The organism is Brevibacillus sp. MER 51 (genome assembly GCF_023714195.1).
Classification (GTDB): domain Bacteria; phylum Bacillota; class Bacilli; order Brevibacillales; family Brevibacillaceae; genus Brevibacillus.
This window is the reverse complement of sequence record NZ_JAMAUS010000001.1, coordinates 537513-561487: the sequence shown is the minus strand read 5'-3', so window position 1 is coordinate 561487 and position 23975 is coordinate 537513. Positions and strand designations below refer to the sequence as shown.

28 protein-coding genes and 2 riboswitches are annotated in these 23975 nt (G+C 47.4%); of the genes, 19 read left to right on the top strand and 9 right to left on the bottom strand.

The features are described 5' to 3' along the window. Positions 1–3 precede the first annotated feature (3 nt). Positions 4–276: a hypothetical protein gene (locus M3630_RS02120; RefSeq protein WP_251251063.1), complete on the top strand. Its 273-nt coding sequence runs from the start codon at positions 4–6 to the stop codon at positions 274–276. 914 nt (positions 277–1190) lie between these two features. On the opposite strand, the gene M3630_RS02110 is transcribed toward M3630_RS02120, so the two are convergent. The 3 genes from M3630_RS02110 to M3630_RS02100 form a co-directional block, all read right to left on the bottom strand. After that, positions 1191–1739, bottom strand: coding sequence for a GNAT family N-acetyltransferase (locus tag M3630_RS02110; protein ID WP_251251062.1), 549 nt, complete (start codon positions 1737–1739; stop codon positions 1191–1193). A gap of 77 nt (positions 1740–1816) precedes the next feature. Then, the gene (locus M3630_RS02105) at positions 1817–2308 is read right to left on the bottom strand and encodes a GNAT family N-acetyltransferase (protein WP_251251061.1); all 492 of its coding nucleotides are present in this window, start codon (positions 2306–2308) and stop codon (positions 1817–1819) included. 173 nt (positions 2309–2481) lie between these two features. Continuing rightward, a complete protein-coding gene (locus tag M3630_RS02100) occupies positions 2482–3159 on the bottom strand; it encodes an O-methyltransferase (protein WP_251251060.1) in 678 nt (225 codons plus the stop codon). A gap of 610 nt (positions 3160–3769) precedes the next feature. Between M3630_RS02100 and M3630_RS02095 the strand changes: the two genes are divergently transcribed. Beyond that, positions 3770–4243 (top strand): YhcN/YlaJ family sporulation lipoprotein, encoded by a 474-nt coding sequence (locus M3630_RS02095; protein WP_251251059.1) that lies wholly within the window; start codon positions 3770–3772, stop codon positions 4241–4243. A 136-nt stretch (positions 4244–4379) separates the two neighbouring features. On the opposite strand, the gene M3630_RS02090 is transcribed toward M3630_RS02095, so the two are convergent. Further along, positions 4380–4628 (bottom strand): hypothetical protein, encoded by a 249-nt coding sequence (locus M3630_RS02090; RefSeq protein WP_173607783.1) that lies wholly within the window; start codon positions 4626–4628, stop codon positions 4380–4382. Positions 4629–4805: 177 nt separating this feature from the next. Between M3630_RS02090 and M3630_RS02085 the strand changes: the two genes are divergently transcribed. Beyond that, the gene (locus M3630_RS02085; protein ID WP_251251058.1) at positions 4806–5780 is read left to right on the top strand and encodes a bile acid:sodium symporter family protein; all 975 of its coding nucleotides are present in this window, start codon (positions 4806–4808) and stop codon (positions 5778–5780) included. 207 nt (positions 5781–5987) lie between these two features. Beyond that, on the top strand, positions 5988–6239 hold the full coding sequence (locus M3630_RS02080) for a YolD-like family protein (RefSeq protein ID WP_173607781.1): 252 nt from the start codon (positions 5988–5990) through the stop codon (positions 6237–6239). Between the two features lie 216 nt (positions 6240–6455). On the opposite strand, the gene M3630_RS02075 is transcribed toward M3630_RS02080, so the two are convergent. Then, positions 6456–6689: a hypothetical protein gene (locus M3630_RS02075; RefSeq protein ID WP_173607780.1), complete on the bottom strand. Its 234-nt coding sequence runs from the start codon at positions 6687–6689 to the stop codon at positions 6456–6458. A gap of 178 nt (positions 6690–6867) precedes the next feature. On the opposite strand from M3630_RS02075, the gene M3630_RS02070 reads away from it, so the two are divergent. Further along, entirely contained in the window at positions 6868–7425 is a 558-nt protein-coding gene (locus tag M3630_RS02070) for a GNAT family N-acetyltransferase (RefSeq protein WP_251251316.1), read from the top strand. A 60-nt stretch (positions 7426–7485) separates the two neighbouring features. On the opposite strand, the gene M3630_RS02065 is transcribed toward M3630_RS02070, so the two are convergent. Beyond that, positions 7486–7671, bottom strand: a complete 186-nt coding sequence (locus tag M3630_RS02065) for a hypothetical protein (RefSeq protein ID WP_083994995.1) — start codon at positions 7669–7671, stop codon at positions 7486–7488. Between the two features lie 72 nt (positions 7672–7743). Beyond that, positions 7744–8751: a glycerophosphodiester phosphodiesterase family protein gene (locus tag M3630_RS02060; protein WP_251251057.1), complete on the bottom strand. Its 1008-nt coding sequence runs from the start codon at positions 8749–8751 to the stop codon at positions 7744–7746. A 164-nt stretch (positions 8752–8915) separates the two neighbouring features. Between M3630_RS02060 and M3630_RS02055 the strand changes: the two genes are divergently transcribed. Next, complete coding sequence (locus M3630_RS02055) at positions 8916–9161, top strand: hypothetical protein (protein WP_221868543.1); 246 nt, start codon at positions 8916–8918, stop codon at positions 9159–9161. 19 nt (positions 9162–9180) lie between these two features. Next, the gene (locus M3630_RS02050; protein ID WP_251251056.1) at positions 9181–9531 is read left to right on the top strand and encodes a DUF952 domain-containing protein; all 351 of its coding nucleotides are present in this window, start codon (positions 9181–9183) and stop codon (positions 9529–9531) included. A gap of 4 nt (positions 9532–9535) precedes the next feature. On the opposite strand, the gene M3630_RS02045 is transcribed toward M3630_RS02050, so the two are convergent. Next, on the bottom strand, positions 9536–9751 hold the full coding sequence (locus M3630_RS02045) for a hypothetical protein (protein ID WP_056487845.1): 216 nt from the start codon (positions 9749–9751) through the stop codon (positions 9536–9538). Positions 9752–9875: 124 nt separating this feature from the next. Here M3630_RS02045 and tlp point away from each other — a divergent pair, with 124 nt between their 5' ends. From tlp to M3630_RS02025, 4 genes are all read left to right on the top strand, one after another. Continuing rightward, positions 9876–10094, top strand: coding sequence for a small acid-soluble spore protein Tlp (gene tlp, locus M3630_RS02040; protein WP_173607776.1), 219 nt, complete (start codon positions 9876–9878; stop codon positions 10092–10094). 139 nt (positions 10095–10233) lie between these two features. After that, the gene (mnmA, locus tag M3630_RS02035) at positions 10234–11346 is read left to right on the top strand and encodes a tRNA 2-thiouridine(34) synthase MnmA (RefSeq protein WP_047067366.1); all 1113 of its coding nucleotides are present in this window, start codon (positions 10234–10236) and stop codon (positions 11344–11346) included. 21 nt (positions 11347–11367) lie between these two features. Next, positions 11368–11697, top strand: a complete 330-nt coding sequence (locus tag M3630_RS02030; RefSeq protein WP_173607774.1) for a hypothetical protein — start codon at positions 11368–11370, stop codon at positions 11695–11697. A gap of 39 nt (positions 11698–11736) precedes the next feature. Beyond that, a complete protein-coding gene (locus M3630_RS02025) occupies positions 11737–12249 on the top strand; it encodes an ACT domain-containing protein (protein WP_251251055.1) in 513 nt (170 codons plus the stop codon). Positions 12250–12280: 31 nt separating this feature from the next. Here the strand turns inward: M3630_RS02025 and M3630_RS02020 are convergent, their stop codons facing one another. Next, complete coding sequence (locus M3630_RS02020; RefSeq protein ID WP_251251054.1) at positions 12281–13102, bottom strand: alpha/beta hydrolase; 822 nt, start codon at positions 13100–13102, stop codon at positions 12281–12283. 170 nt (positions 13103–13272) lie between these two features. Then, positions 13273–13472: riboswitch (cobalamin riboswitch) on the top strand. 161 nt (positions 13473–13633) lie between these two features. On the opposite strand from M3630_RS02020, the gene nrdI reads away from it, so the two are divergent. The 8 genes from nrdI (at position 13634) to M3630_RS01980 (ending at position 23967) form a co-directional block, all read left to right on the top strand. Further along, a complete protein-coding gene (gene nrdI / locus M3630_RS02015) occupies positions 13634–13993 on the top strand; it encodes a class Ib ribonucleoside-diphosphate reductase assembly flavoprotein NrdI (RefSeq protein ID WP_173607771.1) in 360 nt (119 codons plus the stop codon). Next, complete coding sequence (nrdE, locus tag M3630_RS02010) at positions 13980–16064, top strand: class 1b ribonucleoside-diphosphate reductase subunit alpha (RefSeq protein ID WP_251251053.1); 2085 nt, start codon at positions 13980–13982, stop codon at positions 16062–16064. The genes nrdI and nrdE overlap by 14 nt, the downstream gene beginning before the upstream one ends. Before the next feature lie 55 nt (positions 16065–16119). Next, entirely contained in the window at positions 16120–17070 is a 951-nt protein-coding gene (gene nrdF / locus M3630_RS02005; RefSeq protein ID WP_087350004.1) for a class 1b ribonucleoside-diphosphate reductase subunit beta, read from the top strand. Between the two features lie 86 nt (positions 17071–17156). Then, positions 17157–17355, top strand: a riboswitch (cobalamin riboswitch). Between the two features lie 145 nt (positions 17356–17500). Continuing rightward, positions 17501–19783: a 5-methyltetrahydropteroyltriglutamate--homocysteine S-methyltransferase gene (gene metE, locus M3630_RS02000; RefSeq protein WP_251251052.1), complete on the top strand. Its 2283-nt coding sequence runs from the start codon at positions 17501–17503 to the stop codon at positions 19781–19783. A 14-nt stretch (positions 19784–19797) separates the two neighbouring features. After that, a complete protein-coding gene (locus M3630_RS01995; RefSeq protein WP_251251051.1) occupies positions 19798–20292 on the top strand; it encodes an acyl-CoA thioesterase in 495 nt (164 codons plus the stop codon). A gap of 333 nt (positions 20293–20625) precedes the next feature. Beyond that, positions 20626–21624 carry a thiamine pyrophosphate-dependent dehydrogenase E1 component subunit alpha gene (locus M3630_RS01990; protein WP_173607767.1) on the top strand — a complete coding sequence of 333 codons (999 nt, stop codon included), beginning with the start codon at positions 20626–20628 and terminating at the stop codon, positions 21622–21624. Positions 21625–21652: 28 nt separating this feature from the next. After that, positions 21653–22687, top strand: coding sequence for an alpha-ketoacid dehydrogenase subunit beta (locus tag M3630_RS01985; RefSeq protein WP_251251050.1), 1035 nt, complete (start codon positions 21653–21655; stop codon positions 22685–22687). Between the two features lie 35 nt (positions 22688–22722). Continuing rightward, the gene (locus M3630_RS01980; RefSeq protein ID WP_251251049.1) at positions 22723–23967 is read left to right on the top strand and encodes a dihydrolipoamide acetyltransferase family protein; all 1245 of its coding nucleotides are present in this window, start codon (positions 22723–22725) and stop codon (positions 23965–23967) included. Positions 23968–23975 lie beyond the last annotated feature (8 nt).

The following is a 23975-nucleotide window of genomic DNA, read 5'->3' as shown; positions in this document are numbered from 1 at the left end:
ATTATGAGTAAATATATTTGTGTAGTCTGTGGTTATAATGAGTTGAGTTATCCTCAATGGGATAAAAATGGTTTTCCAACTCACGAAATATGTAATTGCTGTGGATTTGAGTCTGGATTTGATGATGATGCAAAGGACAATCCAGAGTCAATCGAAGAATATAGGACTAGGTGGCTAAGTGAGGGGGCTAACTGGTTTAGCTCATCAACGACCAAACCTTTGAATTGGAACTTGGCAGTACAACTAAAAAGAATCAATGTGGATAATTCAAAATAGTATTTTATGGCCTTGAGTGGAGTAAATCCCCTCAAGGTCTTTCTTTTACCCACCCAGTGCCGAGTGAATCGAGCGGCATACTCTGTTAGAGCATAACCCCTATCATCCCCGTATGAGATTCCTCTAATATGCCTTTGCGAGTAAGATCAACTGAATTAATCGTTGTGGCAAAAGCGATCATGGAAAGACAGTTGGCGGGTTACCAAGAGGAACTTATTCCGTTGCTAATTAAAGATATCGAATCTAATATTAGTAATCAGATAAAAGTAACTTGAAGAGTGATGAATTAGCGGGAACAAGGAGAAGCCAGTAATATAGAAATTTGAAGCTTATGACTTAGCGTGGTTACTGGAAAACAAGCTATATGCGAGATGGGCAGATTTGCCTCAGAGACAATACTCTGAGGCTATTTTGTGTAGAAGGAGGTGGGTGTAAACGACTACTTTCCTCTCTCATCCGTTTAGCTTTCTTACTATTATAGGGGTTTATACTTTTATATGTTTATCTCACGTTGAATAGTTAGTATTTTAGTGTCGTCAGACACCTACGCCAGGAAATGGTACATTCGGAATTTCGAGTATTCCTTCACCTAGCCCACCCTGCCCCCGCCTTATAGTTATTCGAAAGTTTGTTGTTGCATCTCCAATCCAATTGCGAATCAAGGCCTTGAGTCCGAAAGCGATGCGGAGGCCTACGGACCCTTTGTTATTGGCTTGTGCCGCGATATCTTGCGAGCACTTATTGCGGGGGTTTGTGGGGAGAATGGCGCATTTTATAAAGTGTTGTACCGAGGGCGTGACTCCGCAATCGAGCGGACGCGACAATGTAGCTACGATGTCGCTCTGTGACCGAATCTTACATGTTCAAAAAGGGGAGTGAAAGGGGCTGCCATAAAGCACGCCCTTTTTTCTTGTTTATTTCGTCAAAACATACAACCACTCACCGTTGCAGTCCTCGTCGTCCCCGGTCAGTCCATCTAAGACGCGTTCAAACGAGAAGCCGAGTTTCTCAATGATGCGCCGCGATGCTTTATTGTCTGGGTGTGCTTTTGCGTACAACCGATCCAATCCGATTACATCAAATGCGTACGCAGTAAGAGCGGAGGCAGCTTCAAAAGCGTAGCCGTTCCCCCAATAATCCCGTCCGATTAAATAATAGAGCTCTTTTTCCGGAGCCAGAAAATCGAGAACGCCTACACCGCACCAGCCAATGAACCTGCCAGTAGCCTTCTCACGTATAGCCACGGAGTATTTAAAAGGCTGGTCAAAAGGGGTGTCATAACTGCTTCGTATCCAGTGAAATAAGCGTTTGTAGTTTTCCAGAGGCATTACATCCATGTGCAGGTAGGTAAACAACTCTGGGTTTTGCATGAGTTCAAAAGATTCCATCAAATCAGCTTCTGCGTAAGGACAGATGATGAGGCGTTCGGTTTCTAAGTGCATGGTAGAGATCGTTGCTTGCATATAGGATGTTCCCTTTCGATTTAGAAATGATCGTTGGATAAAAAGAGGAGAAGCGCTCACGGTAAGCGCTTCAGACCTCATGTGTGTTTAATCAGAATGAGTTCTTCCACTTCTACGCCTCGTGCTTCCGAAAATGCCCGATCAACACCAAAAGGCTGAAAACCGTTTTTTTCCAATACACGAATGGACGCGATGTTGTCATGGGCGACACGCGCATATACAGGACGTGTTCGGAGTTCCTCTAAAAAGAGAGTAAGTGCATTTGTTGCGACTCCTTTGCCCCAAAAGCTTTTGTCTATCCAGTATCCAATCGTGGGCAAGCCAAACAGTTCAAAGCACGAAACATTTCCGACAATCTGCCCATTCATGACAATGGCTTTTTTCACAATCGAATCATTGTTCAAAATCCTTGTCCAATGAGCGGTGAATCCGTCTCTATCTTCCGGGTCCTTGACGGTAAAGGCCGCCATCTCATGAGCAGATTTGTCTAATTGCTGAGTGAAAAATATGGGGAGATCTGCCTCTGTTACTTCTCGTAAAGCAAGGGACTGATCACGCAATGGTTTCAAGGAAAAGCACCTCCGAAAAACATCAGCTATTCTCTCTTCACCAACACTTTGATAATCATCGACAGTACTGTGAGAACCAAAATGACATTAGCGATGAGCATAAAGCTAGGTAAATCCAGCCTAAACAAGATGTACACACTCCTACTCGTTACTACCTCTGAAAGTGAAGAAGACTAGTTCTCCCCGGTGACAAGCATGATCGCAAAGCCATCATAGCCCTTGCTGCCAACTGTCTGTACAACGGTTCCACTGACACGTTGCTCTTCAGCAACCATATCGGTGAATTGACGTACACCGACAATATTAGGATCCGCGTTTGTTTCGTCCACAACTTGACCACTTCGTACAACATTATCTGTGATAATCACAGTGCCTTTGCGAGAGAGCTTCAATGCCCATTGGAAATAATCGGGGTTTCCTTTTTTATCTGCATCGATAAAAATAAAATCAAAAGGACCCTGATTTTCTTCGTGCAGCTGGATGAGAGAATCAAGGGCAAGTCCGATTTTCACTTCTACAATCTGATCCAGCCCTGCGCGGGTAATGTTCGATTGCGCAACTTCAGCATGCTTCTGATCATATTCGAGAGTAATGAGACGACCATCTTCAGGAAGTGCCCGGGCTAGCCAGATGGTACTGTATCCACCAAGAGTGCCAATTTCCAGGATCGAACGAGCGCCTTGAATCCGTGCTAACAGATGAAGGAATTTACCTTGATTGGGTGCTACATCAATAGCTGGAAGACCTGCAGCTGCATTCACTTGAAGAACTGTGTCCAGAACGGAATCGGCTTCCAGTAATTTATCCGTAAAATAGTGATCAACCGCTGTCCATTGCTCTCTGTTCATCATCTCAACTCCTCAAGAATTTACAGGGATATCATAACACGATTAGCAACTTCTGGCTGAATTTTTTGAAGCAATTAACACATTTCAGCGGAAGGTTCCATGGTCGATCAAGCTTTATAGGTAATATTTTCACCCGTTACCATTATTTTCGCATAGCGTGAACGAAGAGTTTTCAAGATAATAGAAAAGTAATCCAAGCTAGCTAGTATAATCCAACCTTGGGGATTCTATTCCACGCGTCCGACTAATTGATGCAGTCAAAGTCGGCGCCATTTTTTTATTCCATCTATAGGTAAATGTACCTATTATTGCTCGTTGTCAACAGAAAACAAGTCCTATATGATTATATCATTCACGTATGACATCCGCGTACTACCCCGTACGCCCCAACCACTTTTTGTTGGTTGGGATTTTTTTTGGTCCGTTTCATATCCAATTATCTCCTATCGCGTTTCGATGCGATTTTTTATATCCTTGTACATAGGACTCGAAATGTTCTTGGGGTCCGCGGTGACTCAAATTATGCAGAGGAGTCACCGCTTTTTTTCTTTACATACTTCCTCCGTTCAAGGTCAAGCTAGTAACAGGTGATTTTGGTCAGGAGGTGTTTTTTGTGCGTGCAACTTTCGTGGTGCTGACCCTAGCTTTTGCTTTGACCGTAACGGGGTGTACAAAGCAATCTGGTACGGAAACAAAGAAATCTGGTACAGAGACGAAGCAAAAAGCGGAAGCGGAGCCGTTGTGCATGCCTGTTCCCGTCAGATATTATCAATGGGAAGATCGGGCGAGATCAATTACAGCTAGCGTGAAGGGCATTGACAAAATAGTGGTTGTGCAAATCGATAAAGATCTCGATGTGGCTATTCAAGTAACGAATTTTAATCGGTTCAAGATGGAATCGATTCAAAAGGAAGTCGGAAAGAAATTAAAAGAGGCCTTCCCAGAAGCCAATATTCATGTGACAGCTGATAAGCGATTGATAAAAGATTTACAAAGGCTGAGTGACGAACGGTGGCCAACCGATGTAAAGGCGGCATGCCAGAAGAAGAAATCCTTAAAAGAAATTGAAAAGAAAATGAAAGGCTAGCGGATTTCTCAAACCTCACATACTACATGGGTAGAGTGAGGTTCTTGCTGTCTCTTTCTGGTGGAATAATTAAAATCGAATGAAAATTATGTGATTGAAAACGAAGAAGGACCCCCTGACTGGGAGTCTATATAAGCTAGTGGTGATCATGATCGTAATAATGCGCGCGTTCTCGATCTCGTTCTCGATCTCGATGGAGGTCGATGCCGCGTAATTCACCTTTGGCTTTTTCCACGAGGACTTGATAATCTCTTACCACTTCCGTCAAGGTCGTAACGGATTCCTTATAGTCGGGATCATTACAGATTCCATCTATCGCTCGATGGAGGTGATACATCTTATCTTCGGTTTTTCGGATAAATTCTACCCAATCCATTCCGTTCATAAAATACCTCCTTTCCGTCATAGCCTTTACTCCCATGTACGAAAGTATGCAAGGTGAAATTCGAATAAATGATGCGTAAGTAATCTAATAATGAACTTTGGTCTTGTAACAATAATCTGTTCATGATAACATACCTCACATCACTAGCATCAAAGGACGAGACTTGAGGTGTATCAAATGAACGGGTTAGCCAAACTGAATCGATCGCTTGAGAAAATCATGCCCATACTAACGCCGAGCAGTGTTGCTATTGGCGTTTTAGCCGGGACACATTTGCAACCGTTTGCTTTTTTGTCCCCTTGGGTGTTTGCCTTCATGACATTTGCGGGCAGTCTCGGTTCAGGATTTAAAGAATTTGCAAAAGTACTGACCAGACCGCTTCCCTTAATCGTCAACTTGGTGATTCTCCATGCACTAATGCCGCTTGTTGCTTGGTCGATGGCGCGATTGTTTTATCCAGATGATATCCATGTCATCACGGGCTTCTTGTTGGCTGCCTTAATTCCCACAGGGATCACGAGCTTTTTGTGGTCATCGATTTATTTCGGGAATATCGCACTGACGCTATCCATTATTTTGTTGGATACGATGCTCTCCCCACTGATTGTTCCGTTGGGGATGTCCTTGTTTTTGGGGGCTACCGTCGAGATGGATTTGGCAGAGCTGATGAAGGGTTTATTTTATATGATCGTGTTGCCATCTCTTGTAGGAATGCTGCTCAATCATTTGTCAAAAGGGAACGTCAAAAAAACGCTGGCACCAAAATTAGCGCCATTTTCCAAGATGGGTATGGGTGTTGTCGTCGCCATCAACAGCTCGATGGTCTCATCTTACTTTCATATGATGGATGCTAAACTGGTAGGAATGGCGGTCCTCGTACTCGTAGTAGCCATTTCGGGTTATGTAATGGGATGGGGGATCGCAAGGCTATTCGGATGGGATCGTGATGTGATTGTCACGTTAACCTTCAACAGTGGAATGCGAAACATTAGTGCAGGGGCAGTTATGGCAATCACGTACTTTCCGGCACCAGTTGCTCTTCCTGTTGTTCTCGGTATGCTTTTTCAGCAAATACTCGCTTCTACCTTCGGAAAGTTTTTGGAGCTGGTCGAGAAAAGACCGCAGCATCAACCACAGGAACTATCAAGCTAAAAGCAAGAGCCGTTTTCCAAGACCAATGGGAAAACGGCTTTTTTCTTACAGATTCTTCCTAAATAAAGCAATTTGTGCGACTTGGCAGGACAATATTGAAAAAAAGGTTGCGAACTTATGTTCGTATTCTTTATAATGTAAATACAATTTCCCACACAGGATGGGTATCTGGATTACAAATGTTCGTAGGTAGGCGGGTGGAAAGGTGTGGCTAACGGCAATCTTGAAGTAACGAACGAAGAAAGAGAGGCATTTATGTACATGCTGCGAGATTCTGCAAGAGAGAATTACCCCTTGAATGTGAGCTGGTGTGTGTCCTTTGAGGGGGAGCGGGGGAATACCTGTAGCATGTGGGGTGTGGTCAAATGGGTAGACCCGAAGGCGAGACGTGTTCAATTAGCAAACCAAACGGGTAGTCAGTGGATTGAGATGGAAAAAATTATCAATGTACATGCATAAGGGAACGTATAGAAACCTTACATGAAAATCGACTCATCGTAAGGCTTCTTTCCTTTCTTTGCACAAAGAAGAGAATGCGTCACAAAACCTAACACGAAAACACAGAAAATTCGAAAGTTTGGTTGACATTCGAATTTTTGATGTTAGAATATATAACATATCATGCATTCTCTCCACTTCCTACTTTTGACCCAATCATTGGGTCCTTTTTTTTGCCTATGTTTCATTCTTCAAATAAGGCTTTCCATCCGCTTGAAATAACTTGCTCACCATTCCATAAAGGCGACCTGACATGTTAGGAAAAACGAAGGAGTATTCATTCGCTCCTTGATTCAGCAAGACAATCGGTGCTTCCACGATGTAGGGGATTTTCATGAGATCGAGCATCTTCTTATATTCCTCTACCTTGGAATGGTCGACCGTATAATAAAATGACTTGGAAAAATTCATGCGAGCACGCTCCTTTTCCTTATTGTAGCATATCCTCAGTATGTCGTATAAATGGACATAATAAATATTATGTAAACACAATGTGATTTTTTCTTTATCCTTAGAAATAGAGAAGATTCACAAAGACCCCTACCTGTGATAAGATGAAAGACCAAAATTTTACCAATAGGAGAAAATGATGATAATCAGCCAACAACTACTTTCTGTGAATGGGTTATCCTACACGATTCGCTCTGCAATGGAGACAGATGCACAACAATTGTCGGAACTGCGACTGCAAATCGATGGTGAGACTGAAAATTTGGACAGAGAAAGAGGGGAGGCTTTCATCGATGTGCAAGGATTCGAACACATCATCAAAACGGATGCAGAAAGTGCAAGAAATTTGTTTTTAGTGGCTGTTGCTCAAGATCGGATTGTCGGGTTTTCCAGATGTGCAGGCGTTTACTTAAACAGATTTGCCCACAAAGTAGAGTTTGGTGTATGTGTTTTACAAGAGTTCTGGGGTTATGGCATTGGGAAGAATCTCTTGCAAGAATCGGTTGCCTGGGCAGACGCCAACCACATTACCAAAATGACGTTGAATGTAATGGAAACGAATGAGAAGGCAATTGAGTTGTACAAACGGTTTGGTTTTGAAATCGAAGGGGTACTCAAAAACGACAAGGTCCTTTCTGATGGCAATTACTACAACACCGTTATTATGGGTAGATTCAAAGGCGACATGAGAGCATAATGAAAAAACTCCGCTAGCATAAGCGGAGTTTTGCTGTCTAATCATTGGTGAAACAGTTGTTTAACTGCTGAAGAAGCTACGGCTGGAGTGCTTTCTTTTATAATGAGAGCTGCCGTAATGGGAATGTCCGTACCGATTGCTAGAGCTATACTTTCTGCGGTGTTTGTAATCGCTGCTGCTGTATTTCCGGTACTTATGCGAAGATGAGTGATTACCGAGTAAATTTTTCAAAAGCTTCTTAAGCATATCAATCACTCCTAGTTAGGTTGGAAGTCTATTCCGTATAAGTATATACGAATATGTCTGAGAACCGTTTCATTATTTTTCTACGTTTTCGTGAAAAGCTGGACCAATCAGATCGATCCGGTTCGTCCATATTCCACCTGTAAAGCTTTCTGGCACCCGTTTTAAATCAGCCGGAACATCAAAGCCTTGCGACACATCTCCACTGCCTGCGACTAGGATCACGCGTGTGTCTTTTGCTTCCATTCTTGCCATGAACCGATTCGGCCAACCCCAGAGCCATGGGGCAATCTGATCGGGAATATGCAATTGGGTTTGTGCACAGGCTTCTGGTACATATCCGGACCAACCTGCTGCTATGTACGGGATCAGGCAGCTTTTCATTGTCGCCATAGACATCACACGCAGCTGGGGCAGTTGTTGTTTCAATGTCTCGATTGGTTTGTCACCGCCATAAACAGAGAGCTGTGCCAGTCGTTTTGCAGGCAATGCCGCCAAAACATCCGCCAACGCTTTCCCTTCGAGTGGGTCATTACTTTTGATATGGATAAGCAGTGAGCGATTAGGGAATGTTTGTAGCACATCATCGAGAGAGGGCATCATGCCAATCCCTTTTCCACGGAAGGGGAAGGTTTTCCCTTCATCCGCAGTATAATGGTAGCCAATGTCGAGCTGTTGTAATTCGGCCAAGGTATAATCTCTCGTGACACCGGTACCATTTGTCCGACAGTCGAGCGTCCAGTCATGAAACACGGCGAATCGATTGTCTTTGGTCCATTGTACATCCAGCTCGACGACGTCCGCACCTGCATCAAAAGCTGCCTGCATGGACGGAATCGTATTTTCCAGGTACGGATGCTCCGGTGGATAAATCCGTTCCGCCGTACAAGTTTCATTGGTGATGTTCTCCATATGAAAGGTTTGTGCCATCCCGCGGTGAGCAAGTAAAAAAGGCTCGCCTTCTGGCTCTTTTGCAAGATAAGAGCTGTTGCCTAGAAAGAGGAAAGCGATGAAAAGAAGGGGAATCCAGATGCGTTTTCGCTGGAACCATTTCTTTCGTGGTTGATTTCGTTGCTTTGACATGATGGAATACCGCCCCTTCCTCAAAATTCTCTGTTCATTGTAGCAAAACGCAAGGGAGGAAGGTACATCCTTTGGGAGTAGGGCTAGGGGCTTGGCATCATTCGAAAAGACTGGCACAATAGACGGAAGAGAAGATGTATCCTTGAACGGCAAGGGGAGATTCCATGAAAATAGCATTGCACCAAATCGCTTATCAGATCGGTATGCATCCAACTGAGATGGCGAAGCTTGTCTACGATGGTGAAATAACGGGTGAGGTACCTGACCGCGATCCGCAAGCAAAGGATGCCTGGGTGGATTTGCACTCTCTGCGTAACTTCGTTCAATGGCGATATGATCAGGGACGAATGGAGCAGATGTTCTATGATAAAGCTATGCGTCACCTAAACAAAGCAATGCCAAAAAAATAATCGAAACCGGAGGAGAAACATGCAAGACAATATTATTTACTGCATGGTGCCAAAAGCATACTGGGAAAAGTGGATGGACAAGGATCACTACTTGCCGCGCGATTACGAGCAGGAAGGCTTTATTCACGCGACGAAAGGGGACGAGCTGCTTGAAAAGGTAGCAAACCGCGTCTATGCACAGTTTGACGAGGAGTTGTATGTACTCGTTGTCGATGAAACAAAAACGACTTCGGAAGTCAAATACGAGGCTGCGAAGGACGGGTTGCTGTATCCACACATCTATGGACCGCTGAATCATGATGCGATTGTGGATATAAAGCAAATGAATCGGATAGACGACCAGTGGCGTCTGGGAACGTCCATCCGCTAATCTTCTACCAGCTAAACCACTTGAGTAGCGCAAGCACTTCTTGGCGCTTAGCCTCAGGGAGCTTGTCGAGTCTGCGCAAAAGAAGATCGATTCGCATGCGCTGTTCCACTTCGGATTCCGGTACCTTTTGTCCCTTCACCCATTGACGTTTCAGGCGGACTGGATCTGTATCAGAGATGATCCGAAGCAGCTTTCTTTCCAACAAATCTAAGGAAGCCATAGGTGAAACCCTCTTTTTCGTTTAATCCGTTTCTTCTATTATAACACGGGTACATAAAGAAACCATGATTGGCGCACAATGGTAAAGGTGTTGAATATAACCCTTTGTAGGAGGCGTATCGATTATGGCGAAGCCGGATGACCGTTCTGACAACGCAGAAAAACTTCAACAGATGATTTCCAATACGGAAGAGAACATTCGTGAGTCCGAAGATTACCTGACGGCTCATGCTGGAGAGATTTCTGCAGAGGAAAAATCAACCCTCGAAGCGAAAAATCAGCGTCGTGAAGAAAGCATCGAGGGATATCGCGCGGAAATCAAGGATGAATCTTCGCAGGCATAACCTTGCTACCAAACGTCTGGCGCCACCTATGCGTCAGGCGTTTTTTCATTCTATCGGGTAAAAGTGCAACAAAACATGATTTGTTTTGCGAAACATGGTAATCTGTAAGGGTACAAATTGAATAAGAGGAGAAAGACTTATGAAGCGACCAGAAGATACACGCGTCGTTGTCGGCATGTCCGGCGGAGTCGACTCCTCCGTGACGGCTTACCTGCTTAAGCAACAGGGATATGACGTCATCGGCATCTTCATGAAAAACTGGGATGATACCGATGAATTCGGCCACTGCACGGCGGAAGAAGACTTCCAGGATGTCCGGCGCGTCTGTGAACAGATCGGCATTCCATATTACACGGTAAACTTTGAAAAAGAATACATGGACAAGGTATTCCAGTATTTTTTGGATGAATATAAACGAGGACGTACACCGAATCCGGATGTCATGTGCAACCGTGAAATCAAGTTCGGTGAGCTTCTCGCCAAGGTCATGGATCTGGGGGCGGATTATATTGCTACCGGCCATTACGCGCAGGTCAAGTACATCGATGGCGAGTACAAGCTGATTCGCGGCGCTGACAACAACAAGGATCAGACTTACTTCTTGAATGTACTGGGCCAAGAACAGCTTTCCAAAACGATGTTCCCGATCGGTCATCTTCCGAAACCGCAAGTAAGGGAGATTGCAGAGAAAGCAGGACTTTATACAGCGAAAAAGAAGGACAGTACTGGGATCTGCTTTATTGGGGAGCGCAACTTCCGCGAGTTCCTGCAAAACTATTTGCCTGCCAAACCAGGAAATATTGAGACCGTAGATGGAGCAGTCATCGGTACGCACGACGGACTGATGTACTATACATTGGGTCAACGACAAGGCTTAGGGATTGGCGGAGGTCATGGCACGAGCGGACAGCCTTGGTTTGTTGTAGACAAAGATCTGGAACGGAATGTCCTGATCGTTGGTGAAGGCTCTGATCATATCCGCCTGTACTCGAAGAGTCTCCTGGCGACCAACGTGAGCTGGGTCAGTGATAAGAAGCCTTCCGAAACGTTTACTTGTACAGCCAAATTCCGTTATCGTCAGCCAGATCAGGGAGTAACCGTTCACCTGCTGGAGGATGGCAACGTAGAAGTTGTATTTGATCAGCCGCAAAAAGCAGTGACACCCGGTCAGGCTGTTGTCTTCTACGATGGAGAAGTATGCTTGGGTGGAGGGACGATTGACAAGGTACGCCTAGTCGATAAAGAGAACTAAGATAGACGGGGGAAGCACTCGGTGGATGCTACGAAAAAATCAAAAGTGATTATCGTTTCATTTTTGGCGGGAGCAGTTCTCTTGGCGATCATCTCTTATTTCGGGATGGCCTCCATGGGTAAAGAGCATATGGCGACGATCCAAAACGTCATCAAGGAGAACGGCGGGGTTGTAAACGCGGGTGGAGTGACAGCGGTTCCGCTGGAGGAAAGTCCTTTTACCAACAGCGGAAAAGGCAATACCATTTACCGAATCCACTTTACGAAAGATGGGCAAACGTTGACGGCTTGGTATCGTGCCGATAACGAATCCTCCATCAAGAAAGAGCCGGAAGCATGGATTCTACCGTAATAACAAGGATAAACCTGACTGGGAGAGTGAAGGCATCACATGACCCAATATGCTGGACTGCGTGAGCTGGCTGAACTGATTCGAAGACTCGAGCCAGAGTTAGCGGGTGCACAATTAAGTATTCTTGCTCATGAGAATAAAGAGGAAATCGCAACACTGCTAGTGGAAGGACTCGGAATGAAGGTTCCTGTCCAACACAGCTCCGGCGAATATGCGAATCATTTGGCGATTTTGCGTGTTGGAGCGAACAAGTACACCTTTGCGCAAGACTGGAGAGAAGTGTACATCAGTGAAATCAACTACTGTGCGTGTCGCATACCTCCAGGGGCCCATGGATTGTTGGTTCGCCATATCGATTATCCAGGCGTGATTTATGATGTCTCACGAAAACTGGCCGAGTATGAAATCAATGTTTCCAAGTTGAATGTATCGCGCGAGCAAAAAGGGAAGAATGCCCTGCTTGTCTCTGTGACTGATGAAGAGATTACACCGACGATTGTTTCCGCCATCGAAGAGCTGCCCCAAATCACCAGAGTGTTATCACTACAGTAAGCAAATCATGATAAACAAAAACTGCCCGTTTTTAGCGGGCAGTTTTTTTCGTAGCGAATTTGAGTCCATAGCTAATGAAGACTGGCAAAACGGACGAATGATTTTCGTCAGCAAATTCTTTAAAGGAAGCCTTGATTTGACCTTTACCCATGGAGGATAATCGTTCGACCATCGCCAGGGATTTTTCTTTGACCAAGAACCGGCCATCGTTTTCCAGCTCCCCAATGCTGAGGAGCGCATGGACGTCGAGATCATCTGTCAGCAGCTTCGGTAATTGACTCTCCTTCGCAAGTAGCACGCTCTCATTCCAATGAATCGAGGGACTGCCAGCTATATAACGTTGAAAAGCATGTGGTTTGGTCAAAAGTACATGCAAAACAAACAAGCCACCTAGCGAATGTCCAATAATCGCTTGCTGCGTCCGATCGATGGGGAAGTCATTTTCAATGCTAGGCTTGAGCTCCTCCTCCAAAAAGGTGAGGAACTGCTCCGCTCCCCCCATCTGAGGCCACTCTGTACCACTTGGGTTGCCAGGAAGCTCTGAGGCTGGAACTTCGTATGTGTAATCAAAGAAACGGGCAGGATGGTACGGACCGTCCGTCGGATAGCCAATCCCGACGACGATAGCAGGATATACGCCAGTTCGTTCAGGGCCACGTGATTGTATCCGTATCGCTTCGGTCATGGTGGCAAAAACAGAGTTGCCATCTAGCAAATATATGACGGGAAAACCTGATTCCGGAGCGGGATCAGCAGGTATACTTACGAAAATGTGATAGTCTCGCTCTTGATAGGTCATGTTTTTACTGTATGAACGAGGAATGACGACAGGTTGATAGTCGGTGCTTTTCATGAAGGCTACTCTCCAATCTCCACAAGGCTAACCAGCACGCACAAAATATATTATATGAACGAGAACCAGAGATTGGCAATAGCCGAAAAAGGAGAATAGTTAGTTTTCGAAAAGAGCCCATACTGAGCTTGACTCCTACGATATATTGAGGTAAAGTAAGTTTTACCAACTACATATTGATGCGGTAAGGTGTTTACCAGCCAGATTTGGTAGACTTAATAGGGAAGTCGGTGAGAATCCGACGCGGTCCCGCCACTGTAATGAGAGAGTTCCATTTGCGATAGAATGCCACTGATCCTGAAGGATCGGGAAGGTGTAAATGGAGCGATGATCCAAAAGCCAGGAGACCTGCCTAACCGCTTGCACTGTTTACCCTACGGGAGATAGGGAAGTGTTCGAGCGCTCAATTCGCATTGGCGAATTGCTAGATGGAAGTCATCACGCGCATTCGGCATGTAAACGTCGGATGCGCTTTTACTTTGGCTAAATAACATACATACAGAGTAAAAATAGTAGGATAGGATGAGGGACATGCTAATCGCTTATGATTCAAAAACAGGAAACGTCCGAAGATTCGTCAACAAAATTAATTTGCCACATGTGGAAATTAATCAAGATATGGTGCTGGACGAGCCATTCATTTTGGTCACATACACGACGGGATTCGGACAAGTGCCGGAGAAGGTGGCGACGTTCCTGAAGCGAAATCATGTCCATCTGCGCGGAGTATCTGCCAGCGGCAACCGCAACTGGGGAACCAGCTTTGCCAAAAGCGCGGATACGATCGCGAGCCAATACGGCGTTCCGGTGATTTCTAAATTTGAACTGTCCGGTACCGGCCGTGACGTGGAACAATTTACGAGTGGGGTGGCAGCAATTGCGGCATATTGAACTGAACAACGAACTGATGCAGCGTGGCAACGACGGATTTTATCAACTGGAAAAGGATCGGGAAGCGGTTGCGGTCTTCATGGAAGAAGTGCAGTCCAACACGATGACTTTTAACAGTGTCAAAGAACGCATGGACTATTTGATCGAGAATGACTTCTATGAGAACGTCTATGAAACATACACGGTTGAGCAGGTTGATGAAGTTTTCCGTTTGGCCTATGACGCTGATTTTCAATTTGCTTCGTATATGGCTATCTCCAAATTTTATAAAGATTACGCCTTGAAAACGAACGATAAATCGATGTACTTGGAGCAGTATCCAGACCGGGTGGCCGTTGTGGCACTGTCCCTTGGACAAGGTGACTTTGAGCTCGCCAAGCGTTTAACAGTATCCATGATGGACCAGCGTTTGCAACCAGCGACACCAACTTTCCTGAACGCAGGCAAAAGCCGCCGCGGAGAAATGGTCTCCTGCTTCTTGCTCGAAATGGATGATTCACTGAACTCTATCAACTTTATTTTGGGCACTTGTATGCAGTTATCCAAAATTGGCGGCGGTGTAGCCGTGAACCTGTCCAAGCTCCGCGGACGAGGAGAGCCGATCAAAGGCGTCGAGGGCGCGGCAAAAGGTGTCATGCCAGTCCTCAAGCTGCTGGAAGATGCATTTTCCTACGCGGATCAAATGGGGCAACGCAAAGGCTCAGGTGCAGCGTACTACAACATTTTCGGCTGGGATATCAACGAGTTTCTCGATTGCAAAAAGATCAATGCAGATGAAAAAGCGCGCATCAAAACGTTGTCCATCGGTCTGATCGTACCAAATGTTTTCTACAAGCTGGCTGAGGAAAACAAGCCACTGACTGTGTTTGCTCCGTACTCCGTGTACAAAGAATACGGCGTGCATCTGGATGATATGGACCTCGATGACATGTACGAGGAACTCCTGGCAAACGATCGCATCAAGAAAAAGACCGTGATGAGCGCACGCGAGATGTTGACCAAAATCGCGATGATCCAAATGGAATCAGGCTATCCGTACATCATGAACAAAACGAATGCGAACAACAATCATGCCCTGAAAGATCTCGGCTCGGTGAAAATGTCCAACCTGTGCACGGAAATCTTCCAGCTGCAGGAGACTTCGACGATCACCAACTACGGCGAGATGGACATCATCCGTCGCGATATTAGCTGCAATTTGGCATCGCTGAATATTGTCAACGTGATGGAACGCAAAATGATCCGTGAATCTGTCCACGAAGGAATCGAAGCCATTACAGCCGTAAGTGACATGACGCGTGTAGAAAACGCTCCAGGCGTTCAAAAGGCTAACCGCGAGCTGCACTCAGTAGGGCTTGGTGCGATGAACCTGAACGGTTATCTGGCAAAGAACAGAATCGCTTACGAAAGTGAAGAAGCGAGAGATTTCGCCCGTACGTTTTTCATGATGATGAACTTCTACTCCTTGGAAAAAAGCATGGAAATTGCCAAGGAAACAGGCAAGACCTTCTTGGGCTTTGAACAATCGGAATATGCAAAGGGCACTTATTTTAACAAGTACGTGACGAATGACTACAGCCCACGGACGGAAAAAGCAAAGCTTCTCTTTGAAGGAATGTACATTCCGACGCCAGAGGATTGGGCGGAGCTACAGCAAAAGGTGCAAAAGCATGGCGTTTACCATGCGTATCGTTTGGCGATTGCACCGACACAGAGCATTTCCTACATTCAGAATGCGACTTCTAGCGTGATGCCAATCGTTGAGCATATCGAAACGAGAACGTATGCCAACTCTACGACGTATTACCCGATGCCGTACTTGTCGCAGGAAAACTATTTTTACTACAAATCGGCATATGTGATCGATCAATTCAAAGTAATTGATCTGATTGCCGAAATTCAAGAGCACATCGACCAAGGAATTTCGACAGTGCTGCACGTGAACAGCAACATTTCAACCAGAGAACTGGCTCGCTATTACATTTACGCAGCGAAAAAAGGTCTGAAGTCACTCTACTATACGCGTACGAAGCATTTGACTGTAGAAGAGTGCATTAGCTGCGCGGTTTAGTGAACGCGATTCATAAAAGGAAAAGCATCAAGCAAAAAGAGAAGAGGAACGCCATATGAAAGCAGTCAATTGGAACAGGCCGGACGACGATTTTACGATGACGTTTTGGAATCAAAACATCATGCAGTTCTGGACGGATGATGAGATTCCGCTATCAGATGACAAGATGGCCTGGATGGAGCTCAGTGCAACTGAACGGGACACGTATAAAAAAGTATTGGGCGGTCTCACCTTGCTGGATACGGTTCAAGGTGGAGTAGGGATGCCGAAAATCATGGAGCATGTCGATGGACTGCAAAGAAAAGCGGTTCTCGCCTTCATGGGCATGATGGAGCAAATCCATGCCAAATCGTACAGCAGTATTTTTACCACGCTGGCATCGACAGAAGAGATTGACGGTATTTTTTCGTGGGTAGAAAATAATCCACATCTGCAAAAGAAAGCGGCCCTCATCTCGAAACGCTATCAAGAAATTGAGAAACCGAAAGACTTGTACATGGCGATGGTAGCGTCCGTCTTCCTGGAAAGCTATCTGTTTTACAGCGGCTTCTTCTATCCGCTCTATTTGGCGGGTCAAGGAAAGATGACAAGCAGCGGGGAAATTATCGATTTGATTGTTCGCGACGAGAGCATCCATGGACTCTATGTCGGCGTTCTCGCGCAAGAAGTCTATCAAGGTCTGAGTGTGGTCGAGCAGACCGCAGCAAAAGAGGAGCTGTATGCCCTTTTGCATGAGCTGCAAGAAAATGAAGAGGCTTATACGACTTCGTTGTATACGGAAATCGGATTGGCTGACGAGGTTCATGCCTACGTGCGCTACAACGCGAACAAGGCATTGATGAATCTGGGGCTGGACCCGCTTTTCCCAGAGGAAGAAGTGAACCCAATCGTGCTGAACGGCATTCGTACGCAGACGAAGCAGCATGACTTCTTCTCGAAAAAAGGAAATGGTTATGTCCGCACGCTAAACGTAGAACCATTGACGGACGATGATTTTAGATTTTAGTATGACAAAAAATGGAATATGTGTTACTGTATGAACAGTATGCTGCCCTGCTCGTTTAAGGGGGCACTTCACAGAACCATGACAATTTCATAAGAGTGGGAACAGGTTCTTTGGTTATCACGCTCGACCAAGGATGAAAAGGGAAGTCGGTGAGAATCCGACACGGTCCCGCCACTGTATGAGGGGAGTCGGCACATTTATTAGCCACTGATCCAAACGGATTGGGAAGGCATGTGCAGATGATGATCCCAAAGTCAGGAGACCTGCCTGTTTCGACGACACTGCTTAACCTACGGGAGATAGGGAGGTGTTAGGATGCTGTGATCTCAGTGCTTATTTGGCATTTCTAACGTTCTTTTTCATCGTTGGAGATGCCTTTTTTATTGGGCGGATTCAAGTCAGGATCGAATGAAGAATGGAGAGGAAGCTCATGAAAAGCAGCAATTTGGGATATCCACGGATCGGGAAGAACCGCGAGTGGAAAAAGGCATTGGAAGCATTTTGGGCTGGCACCCTCGATGAGGCAAGCCTGGTCCAGCAAATGGAGCAAATCCGTCACCAAAACCTGTTGGTTCAGCAGGAAAAAGGGGTCGATCTGATCCCTGTAGGTGACTTTACGTACTACGATCACATGCTGGATATGGCTGTGATGTTTGGAATGGTCCCCAAGCGCTATGAATACGAGGGCGGCCCGGTTTCATTAGCGACATACTTCGCCATGGCTCGCGGTTCGAAAGAAGCTGTCGCCAGCGAAATGACGAAATGGTTTAACACGAACTACCATTATATCGTCCCGGAATTCGGGGAACGACAACCAACCATAACCGAGAACAAGCCTCTCCAGGCATATTTGGAGGCCAAAGAAAAGTATGGCATCATCGGAAAGCCTGTCATTGTAGGCCCGTATACGTTTGTCAAATTGTCCAAAGGATATGAGAAAAACGAATTGGAGATCGTCGTGGATCAACTCGTACCGCTCTACATAGACGTTCTCCGGGAGTTGGAGCTGCACGGTGTGGAATGGGTGCAAATCGATGAGCCTGCATTTGTACTGGATGTTTCGGAGCAAGAACGCGCCCTCATCAAGCGTATCTATGCGCAAATCGGTCAAGCTCTACCACATCTGCAGTGCATGCTGCAAACCTATTTTGAAGCGGTGGATTGGTACGAGGAGCTGGTTTCCTTACCGGTAAAGGGAATCGGTCTTGATTTTGTACACGGAGCGAAGCGAAATCTAACCAATCTGAAAAAACACGGGTTTCCAGCAGGCAAGATTCTCGCAGCGGGAATCATCGACGGTCGAAACATATGGCGTGCATCCATTGAGGAGAAATGGGAGCTGGTCAAAGAAATTTCCGAGATTGTTCCGCTCGAAAAGCTGTGGCTGCAGCCGTCCAGTAGTTTGTTGCATGTACCGGTAACGGTTGAGGCAGAGAGCGGTTTGCCAGAGGAAGTCATGCCTGCATTGGCGTTTTCCGACGAAAAACTGGGGGAAGTACAGCTTTTAGTCCAAGGATTCCGATACGGTAAGTATGTTATATCAAAAGAGATCGCCCAAAATGAAGCGGACTTGCTGAGGCTAGCATTATCCCCAGCGAGGAATCGGGGAGAAGTAAAGAATGCTTTACGTCAAATCGCTACTGCAAAACTTGAAAGAAGTGTTCCTTATCCCGAACGTCGAGAGATTCAACAAAATACGTGGAAGTTTCCACTGCTGCCAACTACCACAATCGGAAGCTTCCCGCAGACGGCAGAGGTTCGCCAAGCCCGACAACAGTTTAAAAAAGGGAGTTGGTCAGTGGAGCAATACGATGCTTTCATTCAGGCGCAAATCAAGGAATGGATCGAGATCCAAGAAGAGCTCGGACTGGATGTCCTGGTCCATGGTGAGTTCGAACGAACAGATATGGTTGAGTATTTTGGCGAAAAGCTCGATGGCTTTTTGTTCACGAAAAACGGCTGGGTGCAATCATATGGCTCACGCTGCGTCAAGCCTCCTATTATTTACGGAGATGTAGAGTTTGTGGCACCAATGACGGTCAAGGAAAGTGTGTATGCAAAATCATTGACCGACAAACCAATGAAGGGCATGTTAACGGGTCCAGCAACCATTCTGAACTGGTCGTTTACTCGGGTAGATGTCTCCAGAGAAGAAGTGTGCGAACAAATCGCGTTGGCATTGCGAAAGGAAGTAGAAGCCTTGGAAGAAGCGGGGATTCTCATGATTCAGGTCGATGAACCAGCGCTGCGCGAAGGACTTCCGCTCAAAAAAGAAGAGCAAGCCGCTTATCTCGAATGGGCAGTCAGAGCGTTTCGTCTAGCGACCTCTACCGTTGCGCCGAGCACACAGATTCATACACATATGTGCTACTGCGAATTCCATGATTTCATGGATGTCATCAGCGAGCTCGATGCCGATGTGATTTCGATTGAGACTTCCCGCAGCCACGGAGAGCTCGTGTCAGTGTTCGAAACAGGTACATATGACAAAGGCATCGGGCTCGGCGTATACGATATCCATAGCCCCCGAGTTCCAGCTGTCTCTGAAATGGAAGATATGGTAGCCCGAGGTGTACAAGTACTTCCACCTGATCAATTTTGGATTAACCCGGATTGCGGGCTGAAGACAAGAGGGAGAGAAGAAACCGTTCAGTCATTGCGAAACATGGTTGCGGCAACCAAAGCGATTCGGAGTCGTTTGACAGCCCTGTAGGGAAGGTGCACACGATGAGAGGAGCCACACAAATGATGACAGAAGCGCGACCGATCCAACAATCGAGAACTTTTTTGACTGATCTCGTCTTGCCACCGGATACCAATCACCACCATACCATTTTCGGCGGGAAAGTCATGGCATACGTTGACAAGATCGCCTGCATCGCAGCCATGCGGCATTGCCGTAAGCCTGTTGTCACTGCGTCCAGCGATTCCTTTGATTTTCTAGCGCCAATCAAGACGGGGGAAGCAATCAACCTGGAGGCATACGTCACCTGGACCCATAAGACATCGATGGAAGTATTCGTGAGAGTGGAAGCGGAGAACTTGTTGACCGGAGAAAAGCGGATGACAGCACGCGCGTATCTGACGATGATTGCCCTCGATGATCAAGGAAAGCCGACGAGCGTGCCTGGTGTCATTCCTGGTACAGAAGAAGAGCGGATACAGTATGAAAAAGCGAAGGAACGCCATGTATTGAGAAGGAAGCGGAAGGAAGAGAGGTAAGGAGAAACACCGTGCTACAGAGAAGCCTCCGGTTAACTTGTTTGCGACAGGTTACCGGAGGCTTCCTTATTTTATTCGCAAACATTACCCATTTCCAAAAATTCATCCCTCGCCGTACCCCTTATCCGTCCAAAGGCATGCGGTGAGCCAGTGTACAAAAGGAGACAAAACGAGACAAAACGAGACAGGTGTCCACTTTTGTTCCCCCCAAAAAGTAAAGCGGTTACAAAAAACCGCAATGTGACCTGCTTCGGCGGTTGGCATACTTTTTGCGATATGCCTTGAGTCAAAGGCTGGACCTCAATAAAACATGTTCGAGGAGGAGACACGTAAATGACGAAAGTGGATCAGCAAGTCAAAGGGATTCCGTTGTCCCGCGAAAAGGCCGCTTGGATGTACCAAAAAATGCTGGAGATCCGGAAGTTCGAGGACAAGGTGCACGACCTGTTCGGCCAAGGGAAAATCCCCGGTTTCGTCCATTTATACGCGGGGGAGGAGGCCATCGCGGTCGGGCTTTGCGCGCACCTGGACGACAGCGACACCATTACCAGCACGCATCGCGGGCACGGACACTGCATCGCAAAGGGGTGCGATCTGAATGGAATGATGGCGGAGATTTACGGTAGAGCCACGGGACTTTGCAAAGGGAAGGGAGGCTCCATGCACATTGCGGATTTGGACAAAGGAATGCTCGGGGCGAACGGCATTGTCGGGGGAGGCTATCCGCTTGCTTGCGGAGCCGCTTTGACTGCCAAGTACAAGCAGACAGGCGCTGTAAGCGTATGTTTCTTTGGTGACGGAGCGAACAACCAGGGGACGTTCCATGAGGGGATCAACCTGGCAGCCATTTGGAAGCTGCCAGCCGTGTTTGTAGCAGAGAACAACGGATATGGGGAAGCCACGCCGTTTTCGTACGCCTCCAGCTGCAAAACCATTGCGGACCGTGCGATCGCCTACAATATTCCCGGCATCCGAGTGGATGGCAAGGATGTGCTGGCCGTTTATCAGGCTGCACAGGAAGCGATCGAGCGTGCCCGCCGGGGAGAGGGGCCGACTCTGATCGAGTGCGTGACGTACCGCAACTACGGCCACTTTGAGGGCGACGCCCAGAAATACAAAAAAGAAGAAGACAAGAAGGCGCATTTGTCGGAAATAGATGCGATCAGGAAATTCCGGAACGATTTGCTCTCCGGAAAGCTGTTTACTGAAAACGAGTTGGATGAAATCGAAGCTGCGGTTGACAAGGCGGTCGAGGAAGCAGTCGCGTTTTCGGAAAACAGTCCGTACCCGGAGCCGTCCGAACTGCTGACAGACGTATACGTGTCGTACTGAAAAAACGATAGCAAAGGAGGAAGGGAACATGACCAAAAAAATGAGCATGTCGCAGGCAATCAACGAGGCGATGAAACTCGCGATGCGCAGAGACAAAAACGTGATTTTGATGGGCGAGGATGTAGCCGGCGGGGCACAGGTCGACCATTTGCAGGATGAAGAGGCATGGGGAGGCGTTCTCGGAGTAACGAAAGGCCTCGTCCAGGAGTTCGGAAGAGAGCGGGTGCTGGATACCCCGATTACCGAAGCGGGCTATATCGGGGCGGCGATGGCTGCTGCGACCACTGGTCTTCGCCCGATTGCGGAATTGATGTTCAACGATTTCATTGGGAGTTGCTTGGACCAGGTGTTGAACCAGGGGGCCAAGTTCAGGTACATGTTTGGCGGCAAAGCACAGGTGCCAGTTACGATCCGCACGACGCACGGCGCCGGATTCCGGGCGGCGGCGCAGCATTCGCAAAGCCTTTATGCTCTGTTCACGGCCATTCCTGGCATTAAAGTGGTAGTCCCCTCCACACCTGCTGACGCGAAAGGGCTGCTGCTGGCATCCATCGAGGACAATGACCCCGTAATCTTTTTTGAGGATAAAACGCTATACAACATGACGGGGGAGGTGCCAGACGGTTATTACACAATTCCGATTGGCAAGGCTGACATCAAGCGGGCCGGTTCGGATTTGACGATCGTCGCGGTTGGTAAACAGGTGCATACAGCCTTGGAGGCGGCGGAGCAGCTCGCTAGGAAAGGGATTGAAACGGAGGTCGTCGATCCGCGCAGCCTGTCGCCGCTCGATGAGGATGCGATCTTGGGGTCCGTACAAAAGACGAATCGGCTGATTGTCATCGACGAGGCAAATCCACGCTGCAGCATTGCGACCGACATCGCGGCCTTGGTCGCGGATAAAGGTTTCGACAGTCTGGATGCGCCGATCAAGCGGATTACAGCACCGCATACCCCGGTTCCGTTCTCACCTGTGCTGGAGGACCTGTACTTACCGACGCCACAAACGGTGATTCAAGTGGTATCCGAACTGCTTGGCGACAAATCGCTGTTGAGTGTCTGATTCAGAACGAAAGAAAGAAAACGGAGGGAAAACCGATGGCAGTAGAGGTACTCATGCCGAAGATGGGAATGGCGATGAAAGAGGGAACGGTTTCCCATTGGAACAAACAAGTCGGCGATCTGGTAACCAAAGGAGAAGTGATCGCTAGCATCAGCTCGGAAAAAATCGAGGCGGATCTGGAAGCACCGGCGAACGGTGTTTTGCTGGAAATCGCTGTTTCGGAATGGGAGGGTGTGCCGCCTGGAACAGTCATTGGATATATCGGTCATCCAAGCGAGCAAATCTCGGAGGAAACGGCCGCAACGGCGACGTTCGAAACGGCTGCTCCCGAGAAAAAGCCGGAGGAGCCAGAGGTTGCGGCGAAGTCGACCACAATAGCAGCAAGTCCGGCTGCTGCGAAAGAAGTGAAAATTTCCCCGGTCGCGCGCAAGTTGGCCGAGGCGGCCGGTCTCCCCTTGGAATCTCTCATCGGCACGGGACCGGTGGGCAGGATCACAAAGGAAGACGTAGAAAAGGCGATCACTGACCGGGAGGCGAAGCAGGCTGTAGCAGCGGAGGATGATAAACCACCTGCCGTTGTCGTGGAGGAAACGACGGAGCAATTGCCTGTCACGGGAATGCGGAAAGTGATCGCTTCCCGGATGATGGCCAGTTTGCAGGAAAGCGCCCAGCTTACGATCACCACACGGGCTGATGTCACGGACTTGATCGGTTTGCAAAAGAAAATGAACGAAGTCACTCAAAAAGAGCACGACATCAAGCTGACCCTAACCGATCTCATCGCGAGGGCGACGGTTCTCGCTCTCCAAAGGCACAAGCAAGTAAACAGCGCCTATATCGATGACCGGATTCATCGGTACGGGCACGTCCACCTGGGAATAGCCGTCGCGCTCGAACAAGGGCTGGTCGTTCCGGTCGTTCGGTACGCGGAATCAACATCGGTGCTGGACCTCTCCCGCCGGATCAAAGCGCTGGCTGCACAGGCGCGGGAAGGGACGCTTGGCATGGAAGAGATGCAAGGGTCTACCTTCTCCATTACGAATCTTGGGGCTTACGAAATTGAATTCTTTACGCCGGTGCTGAATCCACCGGAGGCAGGCATTCTCGGCGTAGGGGCCGTGCAGGAAACGCCTGTCTTCATCGATGAGGAAGTGCAGCGGCGGAGCATTCTCCCGCTCAGTCTGACGTTCGACCATCGCGTACTAGACGGAGCACCGGCAGCCGAATTTTTATACACGCTGAGAAAATACCTGGAAGAGCCGTACCGGATGCTCTTGTGAAGGACGTG